Genomic DNA, 21718 nt, shown 5'->3' on the forward strand with positions numbered 1-21718 from the left:
CCCATTGATGGATGCGCTATGCTTCAAGTTCCCACTTCCAATTTAACAACAACACTGTGCGGGCGTTCGGCAGCAGAACGTCGACGAACCTTCGCCATCATCTCCCATCCCGACGCGGGCAAGACGACATTAACCGAGAAGCTTCTGCTTTTCGGTGACGCCATTCAGATGGCGGGGCATGTGAAGGCGCGCGGCGAACGACGGCGGACGCGTTCCGATTGGCTTCAAATCGAGCAGGCCCGCGGCATCTCGGTCAGCAGTTCGGTGATGACCTTTGAATATGGTGGGAAGATATTCAATCTCCTCGATACTCCGGGTCACGCCGATTTCAGCGAAGACACTTATCGAACTCTGAGCGCCGTCGACGCGGCTGTCATGGTCATCGACGCAGCCAAGGGAATCGAGAGTCAAACGCGTAAGCTATTTGAGGTCTGTCGCCTACGTGACATTCCAATCATCACTTACATTAATAAAATTGATCGGGAAGGCCTCGATCCGCTCGCGCTGCTCGACGAGATCTCATCGGGGCTGGCTTTAGATCTCACTGTGCTGACGTGGCCGATTGGCATGGGAGTCGACTTCCGCGGTTGTCTCGATGTCCAAGGGCCGCGTCTATTGCTTCCCAGGCAAGCGCGAACTGATGCATTCGGACGCGCCGAGCAGCTTGCAGACATCAACGCGCTTTATGCCCATTCGTCTATCGAGAGCCGTATTGCGGGGCCGGCGCTCGAAAATCTCGCCCTATGTCTGAGCAGTCTTCCGAAGTTCGACATCCGAGCGTTCCGAGAAGGACATCTCTCGCCGGTCATTTTTGGCAGCGCGCTTAGAGACTTCGGCGTGGCTGAGCTGCTGGAATTCCTGGCCCAATCGGCTCCTGGGGCGCTTCCGCGGAAAGCAACGGAGCGGGTCGTCGCGCCGAATGAGGACTCAGTTAGCGGTTTTGTCTTCAAGGTCCAGGCGAATATGGACCCCAATCACCGCAACCGCATCGCCTTTGTTCGTCTATGCTCCGGCCGCTTTCGACGCGGAATGAAACTGTTCAACGCACGTGAACGTCGGTGGATGACGGTCAGCGCGCCGATCTTTTTCTTCGCTCAGCAGCGCGAAACGATCGACGAGGCGTTTCCTGGCGACATCATCGGCATCCCCAGTCATGGCGCGTTGCGAGTCGGAGACTCGCTTACGGAAGGCGAAAATCTCAAGTTCCAGGGACTACCGAACTTTGCTCCAGAAATTCTAAGGCGTGTCAGTCTTAAGGACGCTATGCGGGCCAAGCAGCTTAATCGGGCGCTTGACGATATGGCTGAAGAGGGCGTCGCCCAAGTCTTTCGTCCCATTTTCGAGTCATGGCCAATTTTGGGAGCGGTTGGATCGCTTCAGCTCGACGTATTGGTTTCCCGGCTGAGCGAAGAATATGGCGTGCCGGTGAAATTGGAGCCTGCGCCTTACGAAACTGCGAGATGGCTTTCAAGCGACAAGCCCGAACGTCTGCGACTGTTTTGCGAAGCAAACCGTTTCAGTATCGCCGAGGATAAAGACTCCGCCTTGGTGTTCCTCGCCAGGAACGCCTGGGCGTTGGATCGTGCGATCGAAGAGTGGCCAGATATCGAGTTCCTCAAAGTAAGGGAACGATATGGAGAAACACAGTCATGATGACCGACGAGGACAAGCGGCGCATCAAGACATTTCGTCCCGCGCTCGAACGGATGCTCGAAGAGCTTCTTTCTTTGCGTGAGTCGAGCGCGCAAAGCCGAGAAGCGGTCCAGCTCGACCAGCAGAGCGTCGGCCGCCTATCGCGGATGGATGCAATGCAAGCGCAACAGATGGCGCTCGCCGCCGATCGGCAACGAAAGATGCAGATCAGCCGCATCCAGCGAGCCTTGCGCCAGATGGATGAAGGAGAGTTCGGCTACTGCGTCGAGTGCGGCGATGAAATTCCTGAAGGTCGCTTGCGGGCCGATCCGACTGCCCATCTCTGCGTTAGCTGCGCCTCGCGCAAAGAGTAAACGATTATGATTTTGAGACTGCAATATACCAGCACGCCACCGTAGAAACTCGGAACAGGCGCCTTTTCCCACCAATCGCCGGGAAGTTTGTTTTGCGAGCACGATTCCGTTCGCAAGGTGTTATTCGTTCTTGAGGTGCAACCATGGTCCGCGACCTTCAACCAATCCTTTCGCATCCCTCCCGAAGCGGGCAGGATTTCTTTTTTCCCGGCCGTTCCGTGCTCATGGTCGATGCGCGTTCCACCTACGCGAGTCTTCACTATTTGAACGCCGATATCGACTATCGAAAGCTTCGCGCATTGTTCTTTGGCGATATGCCGTTGGTCTGCGCGCTCGTCTATGCGCTGACGACGGACGGAGAATATTCCAGTATGCGTCCGTTTTTGGATTGGCTGGCATACAACGGATATGTCGTTCGTGAAAAGCCTGGCCGCGCGTTCGTAGACGCAAATGGGCGTCACGCTCTGAAAGGCCGCGTATCGCTCGAAATGACCGTCGATGCTCTTGAGATGGCGACAACAATGGAGCATCTGATTTTGTTTTCCGGAGACAGCAATCTTGCGGCGCTGATCAAGGCCGTACAGCGAAAAGGCGTACGCGTGACAACGGTGTCGCTATTAACATCCAACCCTCCGATGATCTCAACCGAGCTTCGACGCCAAAGTGACCACTTCGTGGATTTGCGTGACCTAATGCCCTTCATCGGGCGCCCGCGCTCTTCGCGAGCCCACGTAAGCTCTGTTGCTGAGCGGACAGTATAGGCACTGGGTCGCGCCGGGGTCGATGGGCAGCGGCTCGCCAACGGCTCCGGTCCGGATTTTTAGATCGTCTATCGAACGAGATCCGGGGCGAGATCACCGCTCAACTCTCGTCGGTCGCCTGTACGAACGCTGATACCTCCCCGGCTGAAATCAGAGTCAGCCGGTGCATGGCCCTCGTGCAGCCGACGTAGAGCAGGTTGCGGTCCATTTCAGTGGCATAACTCTTGGCGCTTGCATCGGCAATGATAACTTGATCGAATTCCAGGCCTTTGGCGAGATGTGGGGTGCAGATGATAACGCCAGCAGGATAGCCCGTACTTTCCGCATCGAGCAGCCGGGCGGAGAGGCCTACCTGTTCGAGTTGCTGGTGCAGCTTCTTCGCCTCGGGCTGAGTCTTCGCCAGGATCGCCAGGCTGCAATGAGATGAGGCCGCGAAGTCCTGCACCTCGGCGGCTATCGCGGAAACGGCGTCCTTAGCACTGCGGCACTGTACCACTCGGGGTTCTTCACCATGGCGCCGCATGGCGACCATATCCGGGTTCGGCGCGATCCGTAGCGCGAACTGCATGATCGCGTAGGTCGAGCGATAGCTCTTGTTGAGCGTCACCAGGGTGGCGCCCTTCAGGACCTGCCTGATCGTCTCGGAGCGCGAGGCGCTGTAAGGATTGACCGACTGGCTGACGTCGCCAAGGATCGTCTTGGCGCAAGGAAACAGTCTGGCCAGCACGGCATATTGCACCGGCGTATAGTCCTGCATCTCGTCGACCAGAAGGTGCTGAACGTCGGCCCAGGGATTGGAGACGCCTTCGGTGAGCATCTTGAGATAGATCAGCGGGAAGACATCGGCGTATTCCAGCTTACCGCCGACTGGACGGAGCAATTCGGGCCGCTCGATCCAATTATAGAAATTCTTGTAAGCCTGGCGCAGGGTGGGACGGCGAACCATGCCCGCAAGCGCCTTTCTGAGTTCGGCGCGTTCCTCCTTGCGCAGTTCGATACGGTATTCCTTTTCGACCTCCTCGATCACGGACTTTGCGGCTTCTGACCGGCGCTCGTTGGGCGGGAGGTGCTTCCACCTCTTCCATTCCCGTTCGAACACAAATCCGGGAACCGGGCGGCGTCGGATCACGCATTCCGCCGGATGGAAGGCGGTCTCTTCGAGATGCCAGGCGTAATCCTCGATCTGCTTGAGGAGTTCGGCCGCAGCTTTCGCTCGAAGGCGCGCAATCATCGCCTCGTCTCCCTTTTCGAGCAGCAGCGCGGTCTGCTCGAAGAAGGTCTGGAACTGGATGTCGCTGCCCAGCAATTGCGCCGCGAGCCGTTCCATGCCGATTTCCGGCACGGTTTCCTCGCCGAGTTCAGGCAGGACATTGCCGATATAGTCGGCAAACACCCGATTGGGCGAGATGATCAGTATGTCGTCTGACGAGAGCGTATCCTTGAACCGATAGAGCAGGAAGGCGATCCTGTGGAGCGCGATCGAGGTCTTGCCGGAACCCGCAACGCCCTGGATGACGAGCGTGTGCGCATCGGCGTCGCGGATGATCGCGTTCTGGTCGCGCTGAATGGTCGCGACAATGGTCTTCATGCCCTGGTCGGAACTCCGGGCGAGTTCGTTCTGCAGCACGTCGTCCACGATGTTGAGCGAGGATTCGATCACCAGCTCCAAGGAGCCGTTCTTGATGCGAAACTGCCGCTTGCCGGTGATCTCCCCCTCGATTCTTCCCGCAGGCGCTTCGTAGCGCGCCGGACCCATTTCATAATCATAGAACAGAGAGGAAACCGGCGCGCGCCAGTCGTAGACCAAATGCTTTCCGCCTTGCTCGTCTCGGAAATCGTGCACGCCGACGTAATGCGCGCGGCTTTCGGCCGCCCCGGCGCGGCGGAAATCGAACCTGGCGAAATAGGGCCCCCGTGCGGTTCCGAAAGAGCGTCGCCGACTGCTGGTTACGGCTTACGATCCGCGAGGGACGCAACCGCCAGGTTAGGCGAATGACGGCCGCCATCGGCCATCCGACCCTGCGCCTAGTTCGTTGGACCATTGGAGACTGGACCCTCGACGGCCTTGAGCCGGGTGCGTCGAAAGAAGGGCGCGCTTGCCTACCATCACCGGACGGCGGCAAGTCTCCTAAGAAGAGCGCCGCGATATCAGCCGGCTGATGTGACATTAATTCGACCCGGGAACATTTGGAATTTGTTGTCATGCGTGACAGCATCGAACGGACCAGGTCGAAAGTCAGATTACAAAGCTCAAACTGATGAATGTTTGGGAAGCGAAAGTCGATCTAATCGAAGCGCGCCTCATCGGCGCCGTTCGCCGGCAAACTGCATCAAATGCAACGCCGCCTCAGCCTTGCCCAGACGATGGCAAAGGAAAGTCGAATGAAGGTTTGGACGAAGGCGACGTTGACGCCTTAGCCTTCTTCGCGGCGTTGCGGGATTTGGTAAATCCTCGATCGCTTGCGATGAATTTCTCCAACATCGGCGCAATGAGTTTTGCCGGCTCGACCGACTTTCCCGTTTCCTTGGCGAGAACCTCCGCATAGGCGATCAAATTTCGGTGAAGCGCGGCCGGCAGCGTGACGGTGAGCTTAACGGGTTTGTCGTCATCGATTGCGGCGAGTTTCAACTTAGTCATGGATCAACTCGCTTTGAGGCGATTGTTGCGCGCTCTTGATAAGGCGCGAGCACCAGGTCGCGTGTGACGATCACCCGCACGGGAAACCCCGGACGGATCGTGAGCGTCGGCTGGATATTGAGATTGCGGCCGACGATTTGTTGGCCGGTTTGGTTGAGGCTTTGCGCGCCGCCACGACGCAGCGCTTGCAGGAGCGCGTTCTCGTCGCCCGTCGTGCCGAGTTGCGTGCCGACGCCGAGAATGGTCGAGAGCGCAGCGGCGCCAGTGAGACGGAGCCAATGGTGATCGACTTCGTCTTCAAGCCCGGAATAGCCGGATGCGTCCGCTCCCGGCTGGCGCTCGAGAACGATCGAGCGGCCATTAGGAAGAATGAGCCGGCTCCAGACGAGGAGCACGCGCGACTGACCAAAGGCGATCTGCGAGTCATAGAGACCGATCAGTTTTGAGCCTTGCGGAATCAGCAGAAATTTCCCCGTCGGGCTGTCATAGATGCTTTCGGTTACCTGCGCGGTGATCTGACCCGGCAGATCAGAGCGAATGCCGGTGAAGAGCGCCGCCGGAATCACAGCGCCTGCTTGCAGGACGTAACGGGAAGCTGGATGTTCGAGCCGATCGGGGCTCGCCGTGCGACGATCAGCCGGCGCATTGACGAAGGCGAGTTTGCGATCCTGCATATTCTGGATCGCGCCAGGATCGATGGGCGCCGCTTCCGAGAAGGGCGAGTGCTGAGACAAGGACTCGTGCTCGAGTGACTGAGTCGACTCTGACGCTGTCGCGACGCGCCCATGGGTATTTGTCGGCGCGAAGAGCTTTGCGGTGCGCGCCGCCTCGCGCTCCTGACCCATGCGCTGCTCTTCCGGATCGATTGTCGATTGCGGCAATTGACCCTGTGCGGCAAGGATCGGCCGGCCGAGATCTCCTGGCAAAGGCGGCCCGAGCTTCGGGACGTTTTTGGGCAACGCCGTATAGTCGCGGGGCAGCGCCGCGAGCCCATCTGCAGTGGTTTTGGCGTCAGTGTTGTAGAGTTCGGGCGGCGGCTTCGCGCCGGAACGCTCATGTAGCGCCCAGAGAGTCAGGCCGAGAACGAGCGATGACGAGACGCCAGCGAGCGTGATGAGCACCTTGCGCGAAAGCCGCGTCACCGTCGGGCTTTCGGGCCGCAGCCGCAATTGTTCAGCGAGCTTCTTTTCGTGCTCCGGCGGGTTCATATGGCTGGTCTTCCGTCGCTGCGCACGATCCGGACCACCCTTTGGTCGTCCGATCCAAAGCGCAGCTCCGCGGCGGCGAAGAGCCGATCGATCACCATGTGATGGCCGCGCACGCGATAATTGACGAGCTGACTATTACCTGAGGCGCCGATGACGAAGAGGGGCGGCATTTCGCCCTGGGCGATGCCGCGCGGGAATTCGATATAGACCTTGCGGCCGTCATCGAAAGCGCGGAGCGGGCGCCACGGCGCTGCGTCTCCCTCGATCGCGTAGCGGAAATTGAGGCTCCCGAGATCGACGCCCGTATCGACCGGCATAGCTTCTTCGGCCGCAGTGTTGCGCCGTCGAAGCGCAATGAGCTCGTCCTGCGGATATTGCCAGGAGACGGAAGCCATATAGGTCTTTTCCGTTGATCTGAGCTCCAGATGATAAGTGCGTCGATCCGTGTTGATCACGAGATTGGTCATAAGGTCAGGCCGCGTCGGTTTGACCATGATGTGGGTCTTCCTCGATGCGCCCACGCCGCTTTCCGTATCGCCGATGATCCAACGCACCGTGTCGCCGGCGGCGACAGGACCAGAGCCGACAAGCTGCTCGCCCTCCTGGAGTGCGATATCGGTGATCTCTCCCGGCGACGCATAGACCTGATAGAGCGCGCCTTCGGTGAAGGGATAGATCTGGACTGCATTGATATAGCCGGCGCGGCGGGGCTGCACCCGCGCGGCGGCGTTCGCCTGCGCCACCCTGACTTTTGGATCGGGCGCTTCCGGCGTCTCCTTGAACTTCGACAAGGGTTTGAGCTGTCCCGGCAGCGGCAGGATTTTCGGAATCTCGACGATCTTGACCGGGCTCTCCGGCTCGCTCTCGATTACTGCAGGGACGGGAATATCGTCATAAGCGATCTCGGGCGGCTTGAAGCTCATGCAGGCGGAAAGCGAGGTCGAAGCGAGCACCGCGGCGATGAATTTGTTGGATCGGATCGGCGTCATTATCCGAGCTCCTTCGACCAGCTGATGGCGTTAATGAAAAGTCCGAGCGGGTTTTTGCGCAGGCGCTCAGCGTCGCGCGGCGGCTGAACGACGATGGTGAGGATGGCGGTCCAGCGTTCCGTCGACGCGAGGCTGGCGTTCTCGTAACGGCGCTCGGTCCAGGCGATGCGAAAGGAATCGGTCGAAGCGCGAATGACGCTTGCGACATCGACGGCGATCTGGATTTGACCGACCTTGGCGAAGGGATCATTGGCCCGTGCGTACTCGCTGAGTGCGCGAGCGCCCTTATCGGTGACAAAGTCGTAAGATCTAAGCCAGTTCTGGCGGACGATGACGGGGTCGGCTGGAATGGCGCGGACGTTCTCGATAAAGCGCGCGAGATGCCAGGCGATCTGCGCATCGGTTGGCTGATAGTCGGCGATCCCCGGGCCGACCGCTTGCGCTTCTCCCAATTTATCGATCTGCACAACCCAGGGGACGACGGAACCGCGCGCGCTTTGCCAGACGAGGCCGATGGCGAGCCCCCCGGCGAGAATGAGATTGCAGAGCGCGATGAGACGCCAGTTCTTGGCCTGCACGCGCGCCGAGCCGATGCGCTCGTCCCAGACTTGCGCGGCTTTCTGATAGGGGGTGACCGGTTCTGGCGTGCGCCCGTAGCGAACGGAAGAGCGTTTGAACATTTAACGGCCTTCAGAAAGATTGATGGATGCTCCGGCGCCATGCGCGTCGCCGGCGCGAATGGAATGGGCGGCGAGCGAGACGCCATGGGCGACGGACTGGCTGCGTTTGAGGCGTTTAGCCCAGGCGGGTTCGCCTGCAGGAGAAGCGGCGGAAGTTGCGGCCGCCGCTCCGTCGATCGGCGAAGGGCCAGAAGATTGCGCCACGGACGGTTCAACAGCGGCTGATGAACCTCCGCTCGGCGCTCCGCCTGGGCGCGGCGACGTTCCGCTAAGAGAACCACCGCCGGGCGCATCGGGACCGCGCGATGGCGGCAGCATCGCCGCCGCCTGCGTCTCGCTCTTTCCGGCTGGTCCCGTCAGCAAGCCGCCCGCCATTCGCGCCGCGCCGGCCCCGGCGAGAACTGCGCCGCCCACAGTGAGACCGGTTCCGACCACTGCGCCGGCGCCGAGCTGCGGTCCTCCAGAGACGATGCCATTGGCGACGCCTGGGCCGAATATGCCGAGACCCAGAAGCGACAGCGCCGCGAGGACGAGCGCCATCGCGTCGTCGACGGTCGGTTGAGCGCCAGTCGCGCTCTGCGTAAATTGCGCGAAAAGCGTCGAGCCGACGCCGACGATAACGGCGAGAACGAGGATCTTGACGCCGGACGAAACGACATTGCCGAGAACGCGTTCAGCGAGAAAGGCGGTCTTGCCGAAGAGACCGAAGGGAATGAGGATGAAGCCGGCAAGCGTCGTGAGCTTGAATTCGATCAGCGTCACGAAGAGCTGAATCGCCAGAATGAAGAAGCTGAGTAGCACGACCGTCCAGGCGAACATCAGCACGACGATCTGAACGAAATTTTCGAAGAAGGAGACATAGCCAAGGAGTGATGAGATCGATTCCAGGATCGGGCGGCCAGCATCTATCCCGACCTGAGCGATGCGCCCTGGACGCAGGAAATCCGCTGACGACAGGCTGCTGCCGGCGGCTTTGAGGCCAAGGCCAGAAAAGCTCTCGAAGACGATCCTCGCGAGATTGTTCCAATTGCCGATGAGAAAGGCGAAGACGCCGACGAAGAGGGTTTTCTTGACGAGGCGAGCGATGACGTCTTCGTCAGGGCCCCAGCTCCAGAAGAGCGCGGCGAGCGTCACATCGATGACGACAAGGGTCGACGCCAGGAAAGAGGCTTCGCCGCCAAGGAGGCCGAAGCCGCTATCGATATAGCGGGTGAAGACCTCAAGGAAGCGATCGATGACGCCAGTTCCGCCCATCGGCTTACTCGCTTTGGGCGGGCGCGGATTTCTCTGCCGGCTTTTCGAGCGCGCGCGGGACTGAGGGAAACATCTTCGGCGCAGCGCCCGAATCGTCGTCCTTCTTCTTCGGCGCCAAAAACTTTCGCCGCTGCGCCGCCCAGAGCGCTTGGCATTTGGGATCGTCGGCCTGTTCAATGGGAAGCGTCGCGCAGCGCAGCGTTTCGCTGTCGATCGGCGAAGCCTTCGAGGGCGCGATCAATTGGAAGTTTTTGGACGCCCGCAATCTTGCCGCGACATCGGCGTCGCAGGCGGCTTCAACGCCAATCAGTGAGACGGCGCCAATGACAACGCCGACGGCGATGAGTCCTAAATTTTCGGGGATGAGCCAGTGTTCGATCTTCATGTCGGCCCCATCAATGGAACATGGCGACATTGCCGGGCTGATAGGCTCGGCCAGGAGCGATGAAGCGGCGCATCTGTTCGCGCGCCTGTTCCTGCGCCTCAGCCTGACGGGCGAGTTCGAACGACTGCGCGCGTCCCTGCGAGGCGAGCAATGCCGTCACATCGGCGAGTTGCTTGCTTTGCAGGGCGAGCAGCTGATTGCCGGCTTGCGAGGCCTGCAGCGCGCCGACGGCCGACTGGCTCGATGAGAGCAGCGTCCCGGCTTCGGATTTGGCGGTGCCGATCGATTGCACGATGCCGGCCTGAACGCGCATCGCGTCCTGGAGCGCCGCCAGAGAATTCTGCCAGCGCTGCCTTGCGCCATCGATCAGCGAAGCGGAGCTTGTCGAGACATTTGCCGGCCCATAATGGGTCGAGAAAGCCTGATCGATCTGGCGCACGTCATAGGCGATGCGCTGCGCGTCAATCAGCAGTCGCTGGGTCTCACCGATCGATTGTTGGAGGCTTTGCAGCGAGGAGTAGGGGAGATTTGTGAGATTTTTGCCCTCATTGATCAGCATCTGAGCCTCGTTCTGGAGGCTCGTGATCTGATTGTTGATCTGCCGCAGTGTATTTGCCGCCGTCATGACGTTTTGCGCATAATTGGTGGGATCGAACACCGCCAATTGCGCCGATGAGGGACTGTTGAGAGAGAGAAGGATGACGACAGCCGTTGACGCCGCGAGGGAGCGCTTTCTGTTCATGGCGAGGCCTCCAGAGAGTCAGGATTGGGGAGAAGTTCGGTCGCCCAGCAAAGGCCGCGATGTGTCAGCCAAGCGCGCGCAAACCCCTCGCGACCGTGTTTGGCGACGAGTTGAGAAATCGCCCGCTGGTCGCTCTTCGAGGATGCCGCGCAGAGCGCGAGTGCTAGGGGACCAAGGCCGAGTTCGAAAAGGCGGTTGCCGCGACGCGACTGGCAGTAATAGTCGCGCTTCGGCGTCGCCCGCGCGATGATCTCAATCTGCCGATCGTTGAGGCCGAAGCGGCGATAGATCGCGAGGATCTGCGGTTCGATCGCCCGTTCATTGGGAAGAAAGATCCGCGTTGGACAGCTCTCGATGATCGCCGGCGCGATGGGGCTCGTTTCGATATCGGCAAGCGACTGCGTGGCGAAGACGACGGAGGCGTTTTTCTTACGCAGCGTTTTCAGCCACTCGCGCAGCTGCGCGGCAAAGCCCGGATCGTCAAGCGCCAGCCAGCCTTCGTCGATGATGAGCAAAGCGGGAGAGCCGTCGAGCGCCGCTTCGATGCGGTGGAAGAAATAGGAGAGAACGGTCGGCGCCGCGGCGGAGCCGATAAGCCCTTCCGTCTCGAAACATTGGACCTCGGCGTCGCTTAGATCTTCCGTTTCGGCGTCAAGGAGACGCCCATGCGGTCCGCCGAGACAGTAGGGTTTGAGCGCACGTTTTAGTGAATTCGATTGCAGAAGGACGGAGAGTCCGGTCAGCGTTCTCTCTTGAACCGGCGCCGAGGCGAGAGAGGAGAGCGCCGACCAGATATGCTCTTTCACTTCTGGGGTGACGCTTACATTTTCGCGGGCGAGAATCGAAGCGATCCATTCCGCCGCCCAGCTGCGTTCCGCCGCATCAACGGTATTGGCAAGCGGCTGAAGTGAGACAGGCTCAAATGCGTCTTCGGACAGCGCGCCGCCGAGATCGCGCCAGCTTCCGCTCATGGAGAGCGTCGCGGCGCGCGCCGAGCCGCCGAAGTCGAAGATGAAGATGCGGGAGCGTTCATAGCGGCGAAACTGCAACGCCATCAGCGCCAGTAAGACGCTCTTTCCCGCGCCGGTCGGGCCGACAATGAGCGTATGGCCGACATCGCCGACGTGGAGCGAGAAGCGAAACGGGGTCGATCCTTCTGTCTTGCCGAAGAACAGCGGTGGCGCGTCAAGATGCGCGTCTGCGAGCTGTCCCGCCCAGACCGCCGAGAGCGGGATCATATGGGCGAGATTGATAGTCGAGACCGGCGGCTGACGGACATTGGCGTAGACATGTCCGGGAAGCGACCCAAGCCAGGCCTCGATGGCGTTGACGGTCTCGACCATGCAGGTGAAGTCGCGGCCCTGTATGACCTTCTCGGCGAAACGGAGCTTTTCGTCGGCAAGGCGTGGGTCGTCATCCCAGACGGTCAGCGTCGCCGTCACATAGGCTTCGCCGATGAGATCCGAGCCCAGATCCTGCAGCGCCGCGTCGGCGTCGAGCGCCTTATTATGCGCGTCGGTGTCGACAAGCACCGAGGCTTCGTTGGTCATCACCTCCTTGAGAATCGCGAAGACCGATTTGCGCTTGGCGAACCATTGCCGGCGGATGCGGGTCAGGACTTTCGTGGCGTCCGTTTTGTCGAGGGTGAGCGCCCGCGTGGACCAGCGATAGGGAAAGGCGAGCCGATTGATTTCGTCGAGGACGCCGGGATAGGTCGCCGAGGGAAAGCCCATGATGGTGAGGGTGCGCAGATGCGCGCTCCCGAGTCGCGGCTCGAGGCCGCCGGTCAGCGGCTCGTCGACGAGTATCGCGTCGAGATGCATGGGCGTCTCGGGAACGCGCACATTGTGACGCTTGGTCGAGACGCAGGAATGGAGATAGGTCAGGGTCTCGGCGTCGGAGAGCCATTCGGCCTCTGGCGCGAAGCCTTCGATCAGCTGTAGCAGGCGATCGGTGCGATCGAAAAAGCCAGAAAGGATCGCGCGCGGCGTATCGCCAGAGGCGCGTCCCTCATAGAGCCAGCTCTCGGCGCCCGCTGCGTCGTCTTCCGGCGGCAGATAGACGAGGGTCAGAAAATAGCCGCTCTCGAAATGCGCGCCTTCCTCTTCGAACTGCGCCTTGCGCTCTTCGTCGACCAGCGCCGAGACCGGATCGGGAAAGCGGCGTACAGGATAGTGCTGGGCGGGATTACGCTGCGCCTCGACAAAGATCGCCCAGCCTGAGCCGAGACGCCGCAGCGCGTTGTTGAGGCGCGCCGTCGCGCCGATGAGTTCGGCCTGCGTCGCGCTGTCCAAGTCCGGCCCACGAAGCCGAGCCGTCCTTTGAAAGGAGCCGTCCTTGTTCAAAACGACGCCAGGTGCCACCAGCGCCGCCCATGGCAGGAAGTCGGCGAGGCTTTGCGGCTTCTTGCGATATTCGGCGAGGTTCAGCATCAACGCCGCTCCTCAAGCGCCAAGATGGGCGGGGTAGCGCAGATGCCGGCGCACGACTTCGACGAAGTCGGGATCGCGCTTCGCCGCCCAGACGGCGGCAAATTGCGCCACGATCCAGAAGGCGAGCCCGGCGATCCACAGCCGCAGACCAAGACCAAGCGCTGCTGCTAGTGTGCCGTTCAGGATAGCGATGGCGCGCGGCGCGCCGCCGAGCAGGATCGGTTCGGTCAGGGCGCGATGCACCGGAACGCGGAATCCAGCGATAGAGCTGCCATTTTGGATTGACGCGTTCTCCATCAGATCAGCGCTCCGCCGCCGAAGGAGAAAAAGGAGAGAAAGAAGCTCGACGCGGCGAAAGCGATCGAAAGACCGAAGACGATCTGCACCAGCCGCCGAAACCCGCCCGACGTATCGCCAAAGGCGAGCGTCAGGCCCGTCGTGATGATGATGATCACCGCCACGATCTTGGCGACCGGTCCCTCGATCGACTGCAGGATCTGCTGGAGCGGCTGCTCCCAGGGCATGTTGGAGCCGGCGGCGAAGGACGGCGTCGAAAGGACGGCGACGCCAACGATGAGAACGACAGCGCCAACGCGCTTACGAGCCAAAGTCCTATTCATGGTCTTCTCCGAGTTTGAGATGGGTGAGATCGGCAAGCGCATAGTCGCCGTATTCGGTCAGTCCCTGCACGGCGGCGAGTTCGATGAGCCGGCGTTTGTCGCCGCGACCCGCCAGCACAGCGATGATCTGGATCGTCTCGGCGATCATCGCGCGCGGAACGGTCACGACGGCTTCCTGGATGAGCTGTTCGAGGCGACGAAGCGCGCCGAGCGCGGAGCCCGCGTGGATCGTGCCGACGCCGCCCGGATGTCCGGTTCCCCACGCCTTCAGAAGATCGAGGGCTTCGCTGCCGCGCACTTCGCCGATTGGAATGCGGTCGGGTCGCAGGCGCAGCGATGAGCGGACGAGTTCGGAGAGGGTCGCGACGCCTTCCTTGGTGCGTAGCGCCAAAAGGTTCGGCGCGGCGCATTGCAGTTCCCGCGTGTCTTCGATCAGGACAACGCGATCATTCGTTCTGGCGACTTCCGCCAGCAGCGCATTGACGAGCGTCCTCTTGCCGGTCGAAGTGCCGCCGGCGACGAGAATATTGCTTCGTTCGACGACGGCGGCGCGCAGGATCGACGCCTGCTGCGGCCCCATAATCAGGGCGGCGACATAGTCATCGAGCGTGAAGATAGCGACCGCCGGCTTGCGGATCGCGAAAGCCGGCGCCGCGACGATAGGCGGCAGCAGTCCCTCGAAGCGCTCGCCTGTTTCCGGCAATTCCGCCGAGACCCGTGGCGCGCCCGAATGAACCTCGGCGCCGACATGGTGCGCAACGAGCCGCACGATACGTTCGCCGTCTTCGGGCGAGAGGCGCGCGCCCGCGTCCTCCAATCCGCTCGTCAGCCGATCGAGCCAGAGCCGTCCGTCTGGATTGAGCATGATTTCGACGACGCCGTCGTCGTCGAGCCATTCGGCAATCTGTGCTCCCAGAGCGGTGCGCAACATGCGCGCGCCGCGCGAGATCGCTTCTGCGTGTTGAGTGTGAGCCGCCACTGCCGTCCCCGGTGTTCGTCGAATCGCTTGTCGGCGGCTCGAAACCAGGGTCGATTAAGAAAGGCCGAAGCCGATACGATGCAACAAGCCAGTCGGGGGCGTAGGGCTCTGGCGCATAATGACAGGGAAGAGAGCAAGTGAGCTCGAGCGATGGATCAGCCTTATGACTCGGCGCCGTTCGATCCAGAGGGTGGTGCGACTTCCTGAGAGACCTCTCGTGAAAGGCGTTGACCCTTCGCGAGTCTTCTCCCCAACGCCTCGATGAAACTTTCGTAGCGTTCGCGGCCCTTGGCCTGGGCGGTGGCCTGCGCGTTGTCGGGGAGAGGCGGCGTCGCGGTGAGCCAGGCGCGGATATAGAGCGCGAGCGCCTCGACCGAAAATTCGAGGTCGCGTTCCATGCGATCGACCGAGCGTGTGAGCCGATCCATGCGGCGCGCGACCGCTGCCTCCCAGCGATCAGCGTCGTCGGCGGTCAGAAACGACATGATCGCGGCTTCCGCAACCGCCGATTTGGCTGTGCGTTCCTTATCGGCGAGTTTTTCGAGCCGCGCCATCATGTCGGCGTCGAGATAGACCGAGAGGCGTTGCTTTACCGACATGGATACCTCACAGAGCTATTCCGTCGTCGGGATCCATGGATGCTTGGCGCGCGACCGATCGGACACGGGCGCCGAGCGTTCGGGCGCGGATGACTTCTTCGTCGTCGGGTTCTTCGGGCGGTGGATCGTCCAGCGACTGCGTGGAAGGCGCCGACTCGGGGGCGATCGCCTCATGCTCCGGAATCTCGGGTTCACGACGAATGCCGCCATTATCGGGATCATCCGATTTTTTGGCGAGGGCGGCCCGCGCATTTGTCGGCTCTTTTGTCGGCAAAATGAAAGCGCTCCAATCATCTTGGGCGTCGCGCGGCGATTCGCCGTCAGGTGATTCGCCCTGGTCGTGACGTTTTTCAGCTGGTGTTGGCAGGATGCGCGCCATCAATCGCCGATCCTCGAAATAGCGTGCCTTCTTCGCGCGGATCGGCGCGAGCCCGGAGACGAGCACCAACTCGTCGGAGGGCGGAAGTTGCATGACTTCGCCCGGCGTCAGCAGCGGACGCGCCGTCTCCTGACGCGACACCATGAGATGGCCGAGCCAGGGTGAGAGGCGATGGCCCGCATAGTTGCGCGCGTCGCGTATTTCCGTGGCGGTGCCCAGCGCGTCGGACACCCGCTTGGCTGTGCGTTCGTCATTGGTCGCGAAGGAAACGCGCACATGGCAATTGTCGAGGATAGCGTTGTTTGGGCCATATGCTTTCTCGATCTGATTGAGCGACTGGGAGATAAGAAAGCTCTTCAGCCCATAGCCGGCCATAAAGGCGAGTGCCGACTCGAAAAAGTCCAGGCGTCCGAGCGCCGGAAATTCGTCGAGCATCAAGAGCACGCGATGGCGTCGTTGCTTGGCGTCCAACTCCTCCGTCAGTCGACGACCGATCTGGTTGAGGACCAGGCGCACCAATGGCTTGGTGCGAGAAATATCGGAAGGCGGCACGACGAGGTAGAGCGTCGCCGGCCTCGGGGCCGATACAAGATCGTCGATCCGCCAATCGCAGCGGCGCGTCACCTGCGCCACGACAGGATCACGGTAGAGGCCAAGGAAGGACATGGCGGTGGAGAGCACGCCGGAGCGTTCGTTTTCGGATTTGTTCAAGAGTTCGCGCGCGGTCGAAGCGACGACGGGATGAGGCCCGACGTCGCCAAGATGCGCGGTCGTCATCATGGCGCGCAGCGTCGTCTCGATGGGGCGCCTGGGATCGGACAGGAAATTGGCGACGCCGGCGAGCGTCTTGTCGGCTTCCGCATAGAGGACATGCAAGATCGCGCCAACAAGCAGCGAGTGGCTGGTTTTCTCCCAGTGATTTCGCCGTTCCAGCGCGCCTTCGGGATCGACGAGAATATCGGCGACGTTTTGAACATCGCGCACCTCGGCCGCCCCACGCCGGACCTCCAACAACGGATTGTAGGGGCATGAATTCTCATTGGTCGGATCGAACAGCAGCACGCGCCCGAAGCGCGCCCGCCAGCCGGCGGTCAGACCCCAGTTCTCGCCCTTGATATCGTGAACGATGGCCGAACCGGGCCAAGTGAGGAGCGTCGGCACGACAAGGCCAACGCCTTTGCCTGAGCGGGTCGGCGCGAAACATAAGACATGCTCCGGTCCATCGTGGCGCAGATAGTCGTCGTCGAAACGTCCCAGTACGACGCCGTCTGGATCGAGCAGCTTGGCTTGGCGCACCTCACTTGCCGTCACCCAGCGCGCCGAACCATAGGTGATGACGTTCTTGGCTTCTTGCGCTCGATGAACCGACATGCCGATAGCGACGGCGATTGAAGCGAACCCGCCTGAGGCGGCGATCACGGCGCCTTCAACAAAAATGGACGGCGCGTAGGCGTCGAAATGATACCACCACCAGAAGAATGCAGGCGGGGGATAGATCGGCCACGAGACGATGGAGAACCATGCCGGCCCCAATTCGGGCTGAAAGGCCAGACGCCACGCTGTCCATTGTGTCGCGCCCCATGTGGTCGCGAGCACAATCGCGAAGACGACGAGAATTTGACCCCAGAGGATGCGGGTAGCGGACATGGGCGTGAGCTTCCGAAGCCAACGCTCCGGAGTGCAAGAGAAATTCGGCGACGGCCGAATGCCGTCGTGCTCAGGCGTGCAAAAACAGGGGATGTCGAAAATGGGCCCGGCGATGCGCGACAGCGTTCGTGACGCGGACGTCTCTTGAATAGCCTGCCAATTGGCAGTATATAGACTGTCAAATGACAAGAAACCTGTGAGGCCGTCATGAGCTTTGCAAACGCCGCTGGCCCGGCCATGGACGGTGGGCTTCCCCCAACGCCGCCCAATCTCGCGGATGCGGCGACGCGGGAGCGTCTGACGCCCGCGGCCGTTGAGGGTGTCGTGCGCCTTTCGGAAATCTGGCGGCTGACCAGCGCAGAAATTTGCGCGCTGCTTGGCGGCGTGTCCGAGCGGACCTGGTTTCGCATGAAAAAGGGCGAATGGCCCGGCGCGCTGTCGCAGGACACGCTGACTAGGGTCAGCGCGCTCGTTGGCATATTCAAGGGGCTGCGGCTGCTGTTCTCGGAGCCGCTTTCCGACGAATGGGTGCGACTGCCGAACAAGGGGCCGCTCTATGCCGGTCGCCGGCCACTCGACGCCATGATCGAGGGCGGCATTCCCAAAATGCTCGAAGTTCGCCGGCAAATCGACGCGTTGCGCGGCGGTTTGTAAATGTCGCCGCCGACGGTCGATCTATCTCAGCGCGATACGGTGCGGCTGATTTCGACGGGCCGCCTCAAGCCGCCGGTTCTCTCGCCGCTCGCCGCCAATTTCGGCGCTCTGGAAGATCTCGCCGGTCTAGAGAGCGTGACCAATGGTCGATTGCAGGCGCAGGAGAGGGGCTTGTCAGGTCTGGATCCACGAGAACTGGTATTCGGCCGCCCCGGCTACACCTTCATCAACGCCGCTTTCACGCATACGAGGCCGGGCGGCAATCGCTTCAACAGCGAGGATCGCGGCGCATGGTATTGCGCCTTCGAGGTCGAAGCGTCGCTTGGCGAAGTGTCCTACCATTTGACGCGCGAGCTCGAAGCGATTGGCCGGTTCGATAACGTCACCGACTATGCCGAACTGCTCGCCGATTTCTTCGGGCCGTTTCACGATCTTCGCGGCGCCGACCCGGAAAGCGAGCCCGCCCTTCGCGAAGACCCTGGCGTCGCCTATCCGGCCGGCCAGACGCTCGGGCGGCGCCTGCGGACGGAGGCCGCGAGTAACGGCATTGTTTACCCGTCGGCTCGCCATGCCGGCGGCGCGTGCCTTGTCGCCTTCCGGCCCGATCTGGTCCAGAACCTGCGGCAGGGCGGCATCTGGCGGCTTGAATGGCAAGGCGCGCCCACGCCGGCGATGATCCGGCTGAGTTGATCGGCGAAGTGGGGTCAGCGGAATTCGCTCAAAGGCTCCATCTAGGCGTCCAGGAACCGTTCAAAATCTGCATCTGGATCGAAAAAATAGTGGTTCGCTTCGCGTCTAACTATCTGCCATTCCATGCTATTTGAAACATCTAATCTTGGACGCGAATGTCGCCTAACCCGCTTGAGCCTTGCCCACGGAGTAGTGCCGCTCCCGAGGGGGCGCAATCTCAAAAAAGAACCGTGCGATACTTTCCTTGTTCGTCTCAAAGTCCCGGTCCGCCAAAGCTGGAAGCCGTGCGAACGCCCCATCGTAGTCATCCATCTCGACCAGCGCATCCTCGCCCGCCGGTTCAAGGCGCAGACAACGATCAGGGCCAAGTAAGAGCTTAGCCTGTGCTGTTGCGTTGTCGGTAGTAAGAAACATGGCGGCTCTGATGACCTCTTTCCATGCCCACAAGCCGCCAAAGACGCTAGCCCTGCCCAGCTCGAACGGCGCATTTCCTGTTCCGATGCTGAAAACTTCGATCTGGCCAGGCGTCAGGTCGTATGCCGAAAGCGCGTCCACCAGGGCGACCATCACGGGGTTGTTCGCCCATACTCCACCGTCGATGAAAATCCGACCGCTTTCTTCGTGCTCGTGTCCCTTAAGATAAGTCGGCGCCGCAGAGGTCGAACGGGCCACCTTCCACATCAGCGTCTGGTAATCGTTCCGGAAATCCTCGTGATGGTCTGTCTTGAAGACTGTGATTTCCGTCTTCGGCACCATGAACGCCGGAATCACGATACGCGCGGCGGACTCGCCGAGAAGATGATCCTCGAACCGGTTCTTCAGCGCCTTCTCGAGCTCTTCATGCGCCAGCTTGGGGCCGAAAGCCCATTCCAGCTTTTGGCGCATCCTGCCCAGCCGGCACCCCGGCATGGGCGGAAAAATCCGACGCCCGTCGTCGCGGTAAAAAGCCGAAATATCTGCCGTAGAAAATCCCAGTCCCAATCCCAAAGCGATGATGCCCCCCGTCGACGTACCTGCAATCATGTCGAAATAACGCGTGAGCGGCTCACCCCGCCCAAAAGTCTCGTCACACCGACGCAGAAGCTCTGCGGTGTAAACTCCCCTGATCCCTCCGCCGTCGAGCGAGAGGATCTTGAACGTCTTGTTCTTTGGCCAAGGCTGGCGCCGTCGCTTGGTTCGCAGACTATTTGTGCGCCGATCAGAGAACATCCGCCAGCACCTCCTTCACTGTCCGCGCTTCAGCGGCGTGCATGCGCGCCACACTGTCATAGCCGACGCCGGGCGCCAGCCATTCGCCGGTCAGGTTCCACAATTCGTAATAGGCCAGCCACTCGGCGGCCCAGTAGATCGTCGTCTCCGCGATCAGATCCGCATCGGACCACTCTCGGCCCTCCGGATCGAACAGGCACAGGCCCGAGCGTGTCGGCTCTTCCGGATGAAAGATAAGGTGAGGTATTTCAGCAAATGTGGCGCCCGGCCGCGGCGCGAGCGGCGGGTCGTCAACCATCACGTAGGGCAACGACATTGCTCCCGGCTTCCAGAATAGCGAGACGGCGTAAAACTGCGCTTTCGGCCGCAGCGGCCCACTCCACCAGAGCGTTCCATCCGGCAGCCTGCGGCCCTTGAAGTCGGGCCACAAGCGGCGCATCGCCGTCAGCTGCGCGTCGGGCGACCGGCGCCTGCCGCCGCTATTCATCATCCCCGCCGCCCAGAACGCAGGGATGGAAATTGTGGCGCGGAACCTCGCGAAACCGCTCGGGCGATACCACGACGGCCGGGGCCTGGATCGCGCCCGAGCGGGCCGCCGACAGGATGGGAGTCGCGCTGCCGCGCCGGTCGTAGCGTTCGGCCAGCACTGTGCGCTGTTCCCGCCCGACGCGCTCGCCGAACAGGTCGTCGATCGCCTTCGCGATTTCCGCGAGCGGCGCGACGGCCATCGTCTCAATGCGCTCCGCGAGATACTCAAGCTGTTCGGCGAGAGTGCGCATATCGGTTATGCCCTCCCGCCCGGCACTGGGCCACCGGTCGTTGATCTGATCGGCCGGATAGGACGGGTTCTCCTCCTCCGGCCGGGTGCCGTTCGCGATGTGCGCCCGCATGATCTCGGCCGTAGAATGAGCCAGTGCCAAGAGCTGCGCCGAGAGGCCCTGTGAAATATAGCCGACGTCGCCCGCCCTTTTGGTGAAGTAGATCGAGGGTGGGCGGTTCAGCGTCAGGCTCTCGTAGCGCAGGTTGAGATAGCGCTTAAGGAGCTTCAGTGAGACAGCCTCCTGCGCGTCGATGGCGCTCGGGATCATCGGCGGCAAGTCGAGCTGGTCGGCCTTCATCACGACAAGGCGTTCCTGCTCGTCGATGAATTGCAGGCGGCTACGGGCTGCGGCGGCACGGTGGCGGCCCAGACTCTCGGCAAACGCCGCCTGACCGATGCCAACGGTCGACCGGAACCACGCTGTGAAGCCCCAGGGGTTTGAGTCAACGCGATACGCATAGCCTTCGTCCGGCGAATGGAAAATTTGCCCGGCGCGAGGAATGGCGACCCGGGCGCGTCGGTCCATGATCGTCACGTCCATGTGCATGAACGGGAACTGCAACTGGACGCAGCGCGTGCAGCGTACGATGGCGACGGCGCCGGCGAAGCCCTGCAACGCCTCTTCCAGAAGATCGAGCGCCCGGCAGTCGTCCCATTCCGTCGGCACGTCGATTTCGACGATCGCATCGACATCGAACCGATCGTCCTCGGCGCCGCTTACGATTGTGGTGCTCGTGGCAATCGAGCCCTGCGCGTAGATCAGGCTGACGCCGTCGACCAGGTACGGTGCGAGGGGGCTTTTGTCGCGTTCGAGGTGACGTTTGAGCAGGCGGTAACGGTTCTCCGCGATTCGTCGGTCGCGGGGGCTGAGTTCGATGAGCGCGGCGACATCGAGAAGGACTTCGTCGAGGGCGGCTGTCTGCTGGAAGGGGTTCTGGTAGGACATGAAACGGATCCTTGTGTCTGGCGGCATGGCCCCGATGGCAGGCGGCCCAAGCCGTGATCTTTTGCTTGTGTATGTCGTTC

Annotated in this window: 22 protein-coding genes and 1 pseudogene; 5 read left to right on the plus strand and 18 right to left on the minus strand. The window is 61.4% G+C overall.

Translation table 11 applies throughout. The features are described 5' to 3' along the window. The first annotated feature begins 18 nt into the window (after positions 1 to 18). From AC0X69_RS10395 to AC0X69_RS10405, 3 genes are all read left to right on the plus strand, one after another. Positions 19 to 1653, plus strand: a complete 1635-nt coding sequence (locus tag AC0X69_RS10395) for a peptide chain release factor 3 (protein WP_482607409.1) — start codon at positions 19 to 21, stop codon at positions 1651 to 1653. Then, a complete protein-coding gene (locus AC0X69_RS10400) occupies positions 1650 to 2006 on the plus strand; it encodes a TraR/DksA family transcriptional regulator (protein ID WP_482607410.1) in 357 nt (118 codons plus the stop codon). Before AC0X69_RS10395 ends, AC0X69_RS10400 begins: the two co-directional genes overlap by 4 nt. Positions 2007 to 2149: 143 nt before the next feature. Then, a complete protein-coding gene (locus AC0X69_RS10405; protein ID WP_482607411.1) occupies positions 2150 to 2767 on the plus strand; it encodes a LabA-like NYN domain-containing protein in 618 nt (205 codons plus the stop codon). Between the two features lie 100 nt (positions 2768 to 2867). Here the strand turns inward: AC0X69_RS10405 and AC0X69_RS10410 are convergent, their stop codons facing one another. The 15 genes and pseudogenes from AC0X69_RS10410 to AC0X69_RS10475 all read right to left on the minus strand — a co-directional run bounded on the left by AC0X69_RS10410 (position 2868) and on the right by AC0X69_RS10475 (position 17319). Next, positions 2868 to 4355: a HelD family protein gene (locus tag AC0X69_RS10410; RefSeq protein WP_510175243.1), complete on the minus strand. Its 1488-nt coding sequence runs from the start codon at positions 4353 to 4355 to the stop codon at positions 2868 to 2870. Positions 4356 to 4469: 114 nt separating this feature from the next. Continuing rightward, positions 4470 to 4625, minus strand: a pseudogene (locus AC0X69_RS23425) (hypothetical protein); the annotation flags it as partial. Positions 4626 to 5114: 489 nt separating this feature from the next. Next, on the minus strand, positions 5115 to 5405 hold the full coding sequence (locus tag AC0X69_RS10415; RefSeq protein WP_482607414.1) for a DUF2274 domain-containing protein: 291 nt from the start codon (positions 5403 to 5405) through the stop codon (positions 5115 to 5117). Beyond that, complete coding sequence (locus AC0X69_RS10420) at positions 5402 to 6613, minus strand: TraB/TrbI/VirB10 family type IV secretion system protein (RefSeq protein WP_482607416.1); 1212 nt, start codon at positions 6611 to 6613, stop codon at positions 5402 to 5404. The genes AC0X69_RS10415 and AC0X69_RS10420 overlap by 4 nt, the downstream gene beginning before the upstream one ends. Further along, positions 6610 to 7602, minus strand: a complete 993-nt coding sequence (trbG, locus tag AC0X69_RS10425; RefSeq protein WP_482607418.1) for a P-type conjugative transfer protein TrbG — start codon at positions 7600 to 7602, stop codon at positions 6610 to 6612. Before trbG ends, AC0X69_RS10420 begins: the two co-directional genes overlap by 4 nt. Beyond that, positions 7602 to 8282 (minus strand): conjugal transfer protein TrbF, encoded by a 681-nt coding sequence (gene trbF / locus AC0X69_RS10430; protein ID WP_482607420.1) that lies wholly within the window; start codon positions 8280 to 8282, stop codon positions 7602 to 7604. The genes trbG and trbF overlap by 1 nt, the downstream gene beginning before the upstream one ends. Continuing rightward, positions 8283 to 9536 carry a P-type conjugative transfer protein TrbL gene (gene trbL, locus AC0X69_RS10435; protein ID WP_482607421.1) on the minus strand — a complete coding sequence of 418 codons (1254 nt, stop codon included), beginning with the start codon at positions 9534 to 9536 and terminating at the stop codon, positions 8283 to 8285. 4 nt (positions 9537 to 9540) lie between these two features. Further along, a complete protein-coding gene (gene trbK-alt, locus AC0X69_RS10440; RefSeq protein WP_482607422.1) occupies positions 9541 to 9921 on the minus strand; it encodes a putative entry exclusion protein TrbK-alt in 381 nt (126 codons plus the stop codon). A gap of 10 nt (positions 9922 to 9931) precedes the next feature. Then, positions 9932 to 10663 carry a P-type conjugative transfer protein TrbJ gene (gene trbJ, locus AC0X69_RS10445; protein ID WP_482607423.1) on the minus strand — a complete coding sequence of 244 codons (732 nt, stop codon included), beginning with the start codon at positions 10661 to 10663 and terminating at the stop codon, positions 9932 to 9934. Continuing rightward, positions 10660 to 13095 carry a conjugal transfer protein TrbE gene (trbE, locus tag AC0X69_RS10450; protein WP_482607424.1) on the minus strand — a complete coding sequence of 812 codons (2436 nt, stop codon included), beginning with the start codon at positions 13093 to 13095 and terminating at the stop codon, positions 10660 to 10662. Before trbE ends, trbJ begins: the two co-directional genes overlap by 4 nt. A gap of 12 nt (positions 13096 to 13107) precedes the next feature. Beyond that, the gene (locus tag AC0X69_RS10455; protein WP_482607425.1) at positions 13108 to 13392 is read right to left on the minus strand and encodes a VirB3 family type IV secretion system protein; all 285 of its coding nucleotides are present in this window, start codon (positions 13390 to 13392) and stop codon (positions 13108 to 13110) included. Next, complete coding sequence (locus AC0X69_RS10460; RefSeq protein ID WP_482607427.1) at positions 13392 to 13715, minus strand: TrbC/VirB2 family type IV secretion system protein; 324 nt, start codon at positions 13713 to 13715, stop codon at positions 13392 to 13394. The genes AC0X69_RS10455 and AC0X69_RS10460 overlap by 1 nt, the downstream gene beginning before the upstream one ends. Continuing rightward, positions 13708 to 14646: a P-type conjugative transfer ATPase TrbB gene (gene trbB / locus AC0X69_RS10465; RefSeq protein WP_482607428.1), complete on the minus strand. Its 939-nt coding sequence runs from the start codon at positions 14644 to 14646 to the stop codon at positions 13708 to 13710. Before trbB ends, AC0X69_RS10460 begins: the two co-directional genes overlap by 8 nt. Positions 14647 to 14855: 209 nt before the next feature. After that, entirely contained in the window at positions 14856 to 15293 is a 438-nt protein-coding gene (locus AC0X69_RS10470; RefSeq protein ID WP_482607430.1) for a ribbon-helix-helix protein, CopG family, read from the minus strand. A 7-nt stretch (positions 15294 to 15300) separates the two neighbouring features. Further along, positions 15301 to 17319, minus strand: coding sequence for a conjugal transfer protein TraG (locus AC0X69_RS10475; RefSeq protein ID WP_482607432.1), 2019 nt, complete (start codon positions 17317 to 17319; stop codon positions 15301 to 15303). Positions 17320 to 17526: 207 nt separating this feature from the next. Here AC0X69_RS10475 and AC0X69_RS10480 point away from each other — a divergent pair, with 207 nt between their 5' ends. Next, on the plus strand, positions 17527 to 17973 hold the full coding sequence (locus AC0X69_RS10480) for an antitoxin Xre-like helix-turn-helix domain-containing protein (protein WP_482607433.1): 447 nt from the start codon (positions 17527 to 17529) through the stop codon (positions 17971 to 17973). Further along, on the plus strand, positions 17974 to 18663 hold the full coding sequence (locus tag AC0X69_RS10485) for an RES family NAD+ phosphorylase (RefSeq protein ID WP_482607435.1): 690 nt from the start codon (positions 17974 to 17976) through the stop codon (positions 18661 to 18663). Between the two features lie 162 nt (positions 18664 to 18825). Here the strand turns inward: AC0X69_RS10485 and AC0X69_RS10490 are convergent, their stop codons facing one another. The 3 genes from AC0X69_RS10490 to AC0X69_RS10500 are packed head-to-tail and all read right to left on the minus strand — an operon-like array spanning position 18826 to position 21638. Next, complete coding sequence (locus AC0X69_RS10490) at positions 18826 to 19872, minus strand: CBASS cGAMP-activated phospholipase (protein WP_482607437.1); 1047 nt, start codon at positions 19870 to 19872, stop codon at positions 18826 to 18828. After that, on the minus strand, positions 19862 to 20362 hold the full coding sequence (locus AC0X69_RS10495) for a type II CBASS E2 protein (protein ID WP_482607439.1): 501 nt from the start codon (positions 20360 to 20362) through the stop codon (positions 19862 to 19864). The genes AC0X69_RS10490 and AC0X69_RS10495 overlap by 11 nt, the downstream gene beginning before the upstream one ends. After that, on the minus strand, positions 20352 to 21638 hold the full coding sequence (locus AC0X69_RS10500; RefSeq protein ID WP_482607441.1) for a nucleotidyltransferase domain-containing protein: 1287 nt from the start codon (positions 21636 to 21638) through the stop codon (positions 20352 to 20354). Before AC0X69_RS10500 ends, AC0X69_RS10495 begins: the two co-directional genes overlap by 11 nt. Between the last annotated feature and the right edge of the window lie 80 nt (positions 21639 to 21718).

Source organism: Methylocystis sp. Uni0008, from assembly GCF_056838045.1.

Coding starts and splice junctions, on each gene's coding strand:
- AC0X69_RS10395 (WP_482607409.1), top strand. CDS start 19: ATGCTTCAAGTTCCCACTTCCAATTTAACAACAACACTGTGCGGGCGT.
- AC0X69_RS10400 (WP_482607410.1), top strand. CDS start 1,650: ATGATGACCGACGAGGACAAGCGGCGCATCAAGACATTTCGTCCCGCG.
- AC0X69_RS10405 (WP_482607411.1), top strand. CDS start 2,150: ATGGTCCGCGACCTTCAACCAATCCTTTCGCATCCCTCCCGAAGCGGG.
- AC0X69_RS10410 (WP_510175243.1), bottom strand. CDS start 4,355: ATGAAGACCATTGTCGCGACCATTCAGCGCGACCAGAACGCGATCATC.
- AC0X69_RS10415 (WP_482607414.1), bottom strand. CDS start 5,405: ATGACTAAGTTGAAACTCGCCGCAATCGATGACGACAAACCCGTTAAG.
- AC0X69_RS10420 (WP_482607416.1), bottom strand. CDS start 6,613: ATGAACCCGCCGGAGCACGAAAAGAAGCTCGCTGAACAATTGCGGCTG.
- trbG (WP_482607418.1), bottom strand. CDS start 7,602: ATGACGCCGATCCGATCCAACAAATTCATCGCCGCGGTGCTCGCTTCG.
- trbF (WP_482607420.1), bottom strand. CDS start 8,282: ATGTTCAAACGCTCTTCCGTTCGCTACGGGCGCACGCCAGAACCGGTC.
- trbL (WP_482607421.1), bottom strand. CDS start 9,536: ATGGGCGGAACTGGCGTCATCGATCGCTTCCTTGAGGTCTTCACCCGC.
- trbK-alt (WP_482607422.1), bottom strand. CDS start 9,921: ATGAAGATCGAACACTGGCTCATCCCCGAAAATTTAGGACTCATCGCC.
- trbJ (WP_482607423.1), bottom strand. CDS start 10,663: ATGAACAGAAAGCGCTCCCTCGCGGCGTCAACGGCTGTCGTCATCCTT.
- trbE (WP_482607424.1), bottom strand. CDS start 13,095: ATGCTGAACCTCGCCGAATATCGCAAGAAGCCGCAAAGCCTCGCCGAC.
- AC0X69_RS10455 (WP_482607425.1), bottom strand. CDS start 13,392: ATGGAGAACGCGTCAATCCAAAATGGCAGCTCTATCGCTGGATTCCGC.
- AC0X69_RS10460 (WP_482607427.1), bottom strand. CDS start 13,715: ATGAATAGGACTTTGGCTCGTAAGCGCGTTGGCGCTGTCGTTCTCATC.
- trbB (WP_482607428.1), bottom strand. CDS start 14,646: ATGTTGCGCACCGCTCTGGGAGCACAGATTGCCGAATGGCTCGACGAC.
- AC0X69_RS10470 (WP_482607430.1), bottom strand. CDS start 15,293: ATGTCGGTAAAGCAACGCCTCTCGGTCTATCTCGACGCCGACATGATG.
- AC0X69_RS10475 (WP_482607432.1), bottom strand. CDS start 17,319: ATGTCCGCTACCCGCATCCTCTGGGGTCAAATTCTCGTCGTCTTCGCG.
- AC0X69_RS10480 (WP_482607433.1), top strand. CDS start 17,527: ATGAGCTTTGCAAACGCCGCTGGCCCGGCCATGGACGGTGGGCTTCCC.
- AC0X69_RS10485 (WP_482607435.1), top strand. CDS start 17,974: ATGTCGCCGCCGACGGTCGATCTATCTCAGCGCGATACGGTGCGGCTG.
- AC0X69_RS10490 (WP_482607437.1), bottom strand. CDS start 19,872: ATGTTCTCTGATCGGCGCACAAATAGTCTGCGAACCAAGCGACGGCGC.
- AC0X69_RS10495 (WP_482607439.1), bottom strand. CDS start 20,362: ATGATGAATAGCGGCGGCAGGCGCCGGTCGCCCGACGCGCAGCTGACG.
- AC0X69_RS10500 (WP_482607441.1), bottom strand. CDS start 21,638: ATGTCCTACCAGAACCCCTTCCAGCAGACAGCCGCCCTCGACGAAGTC.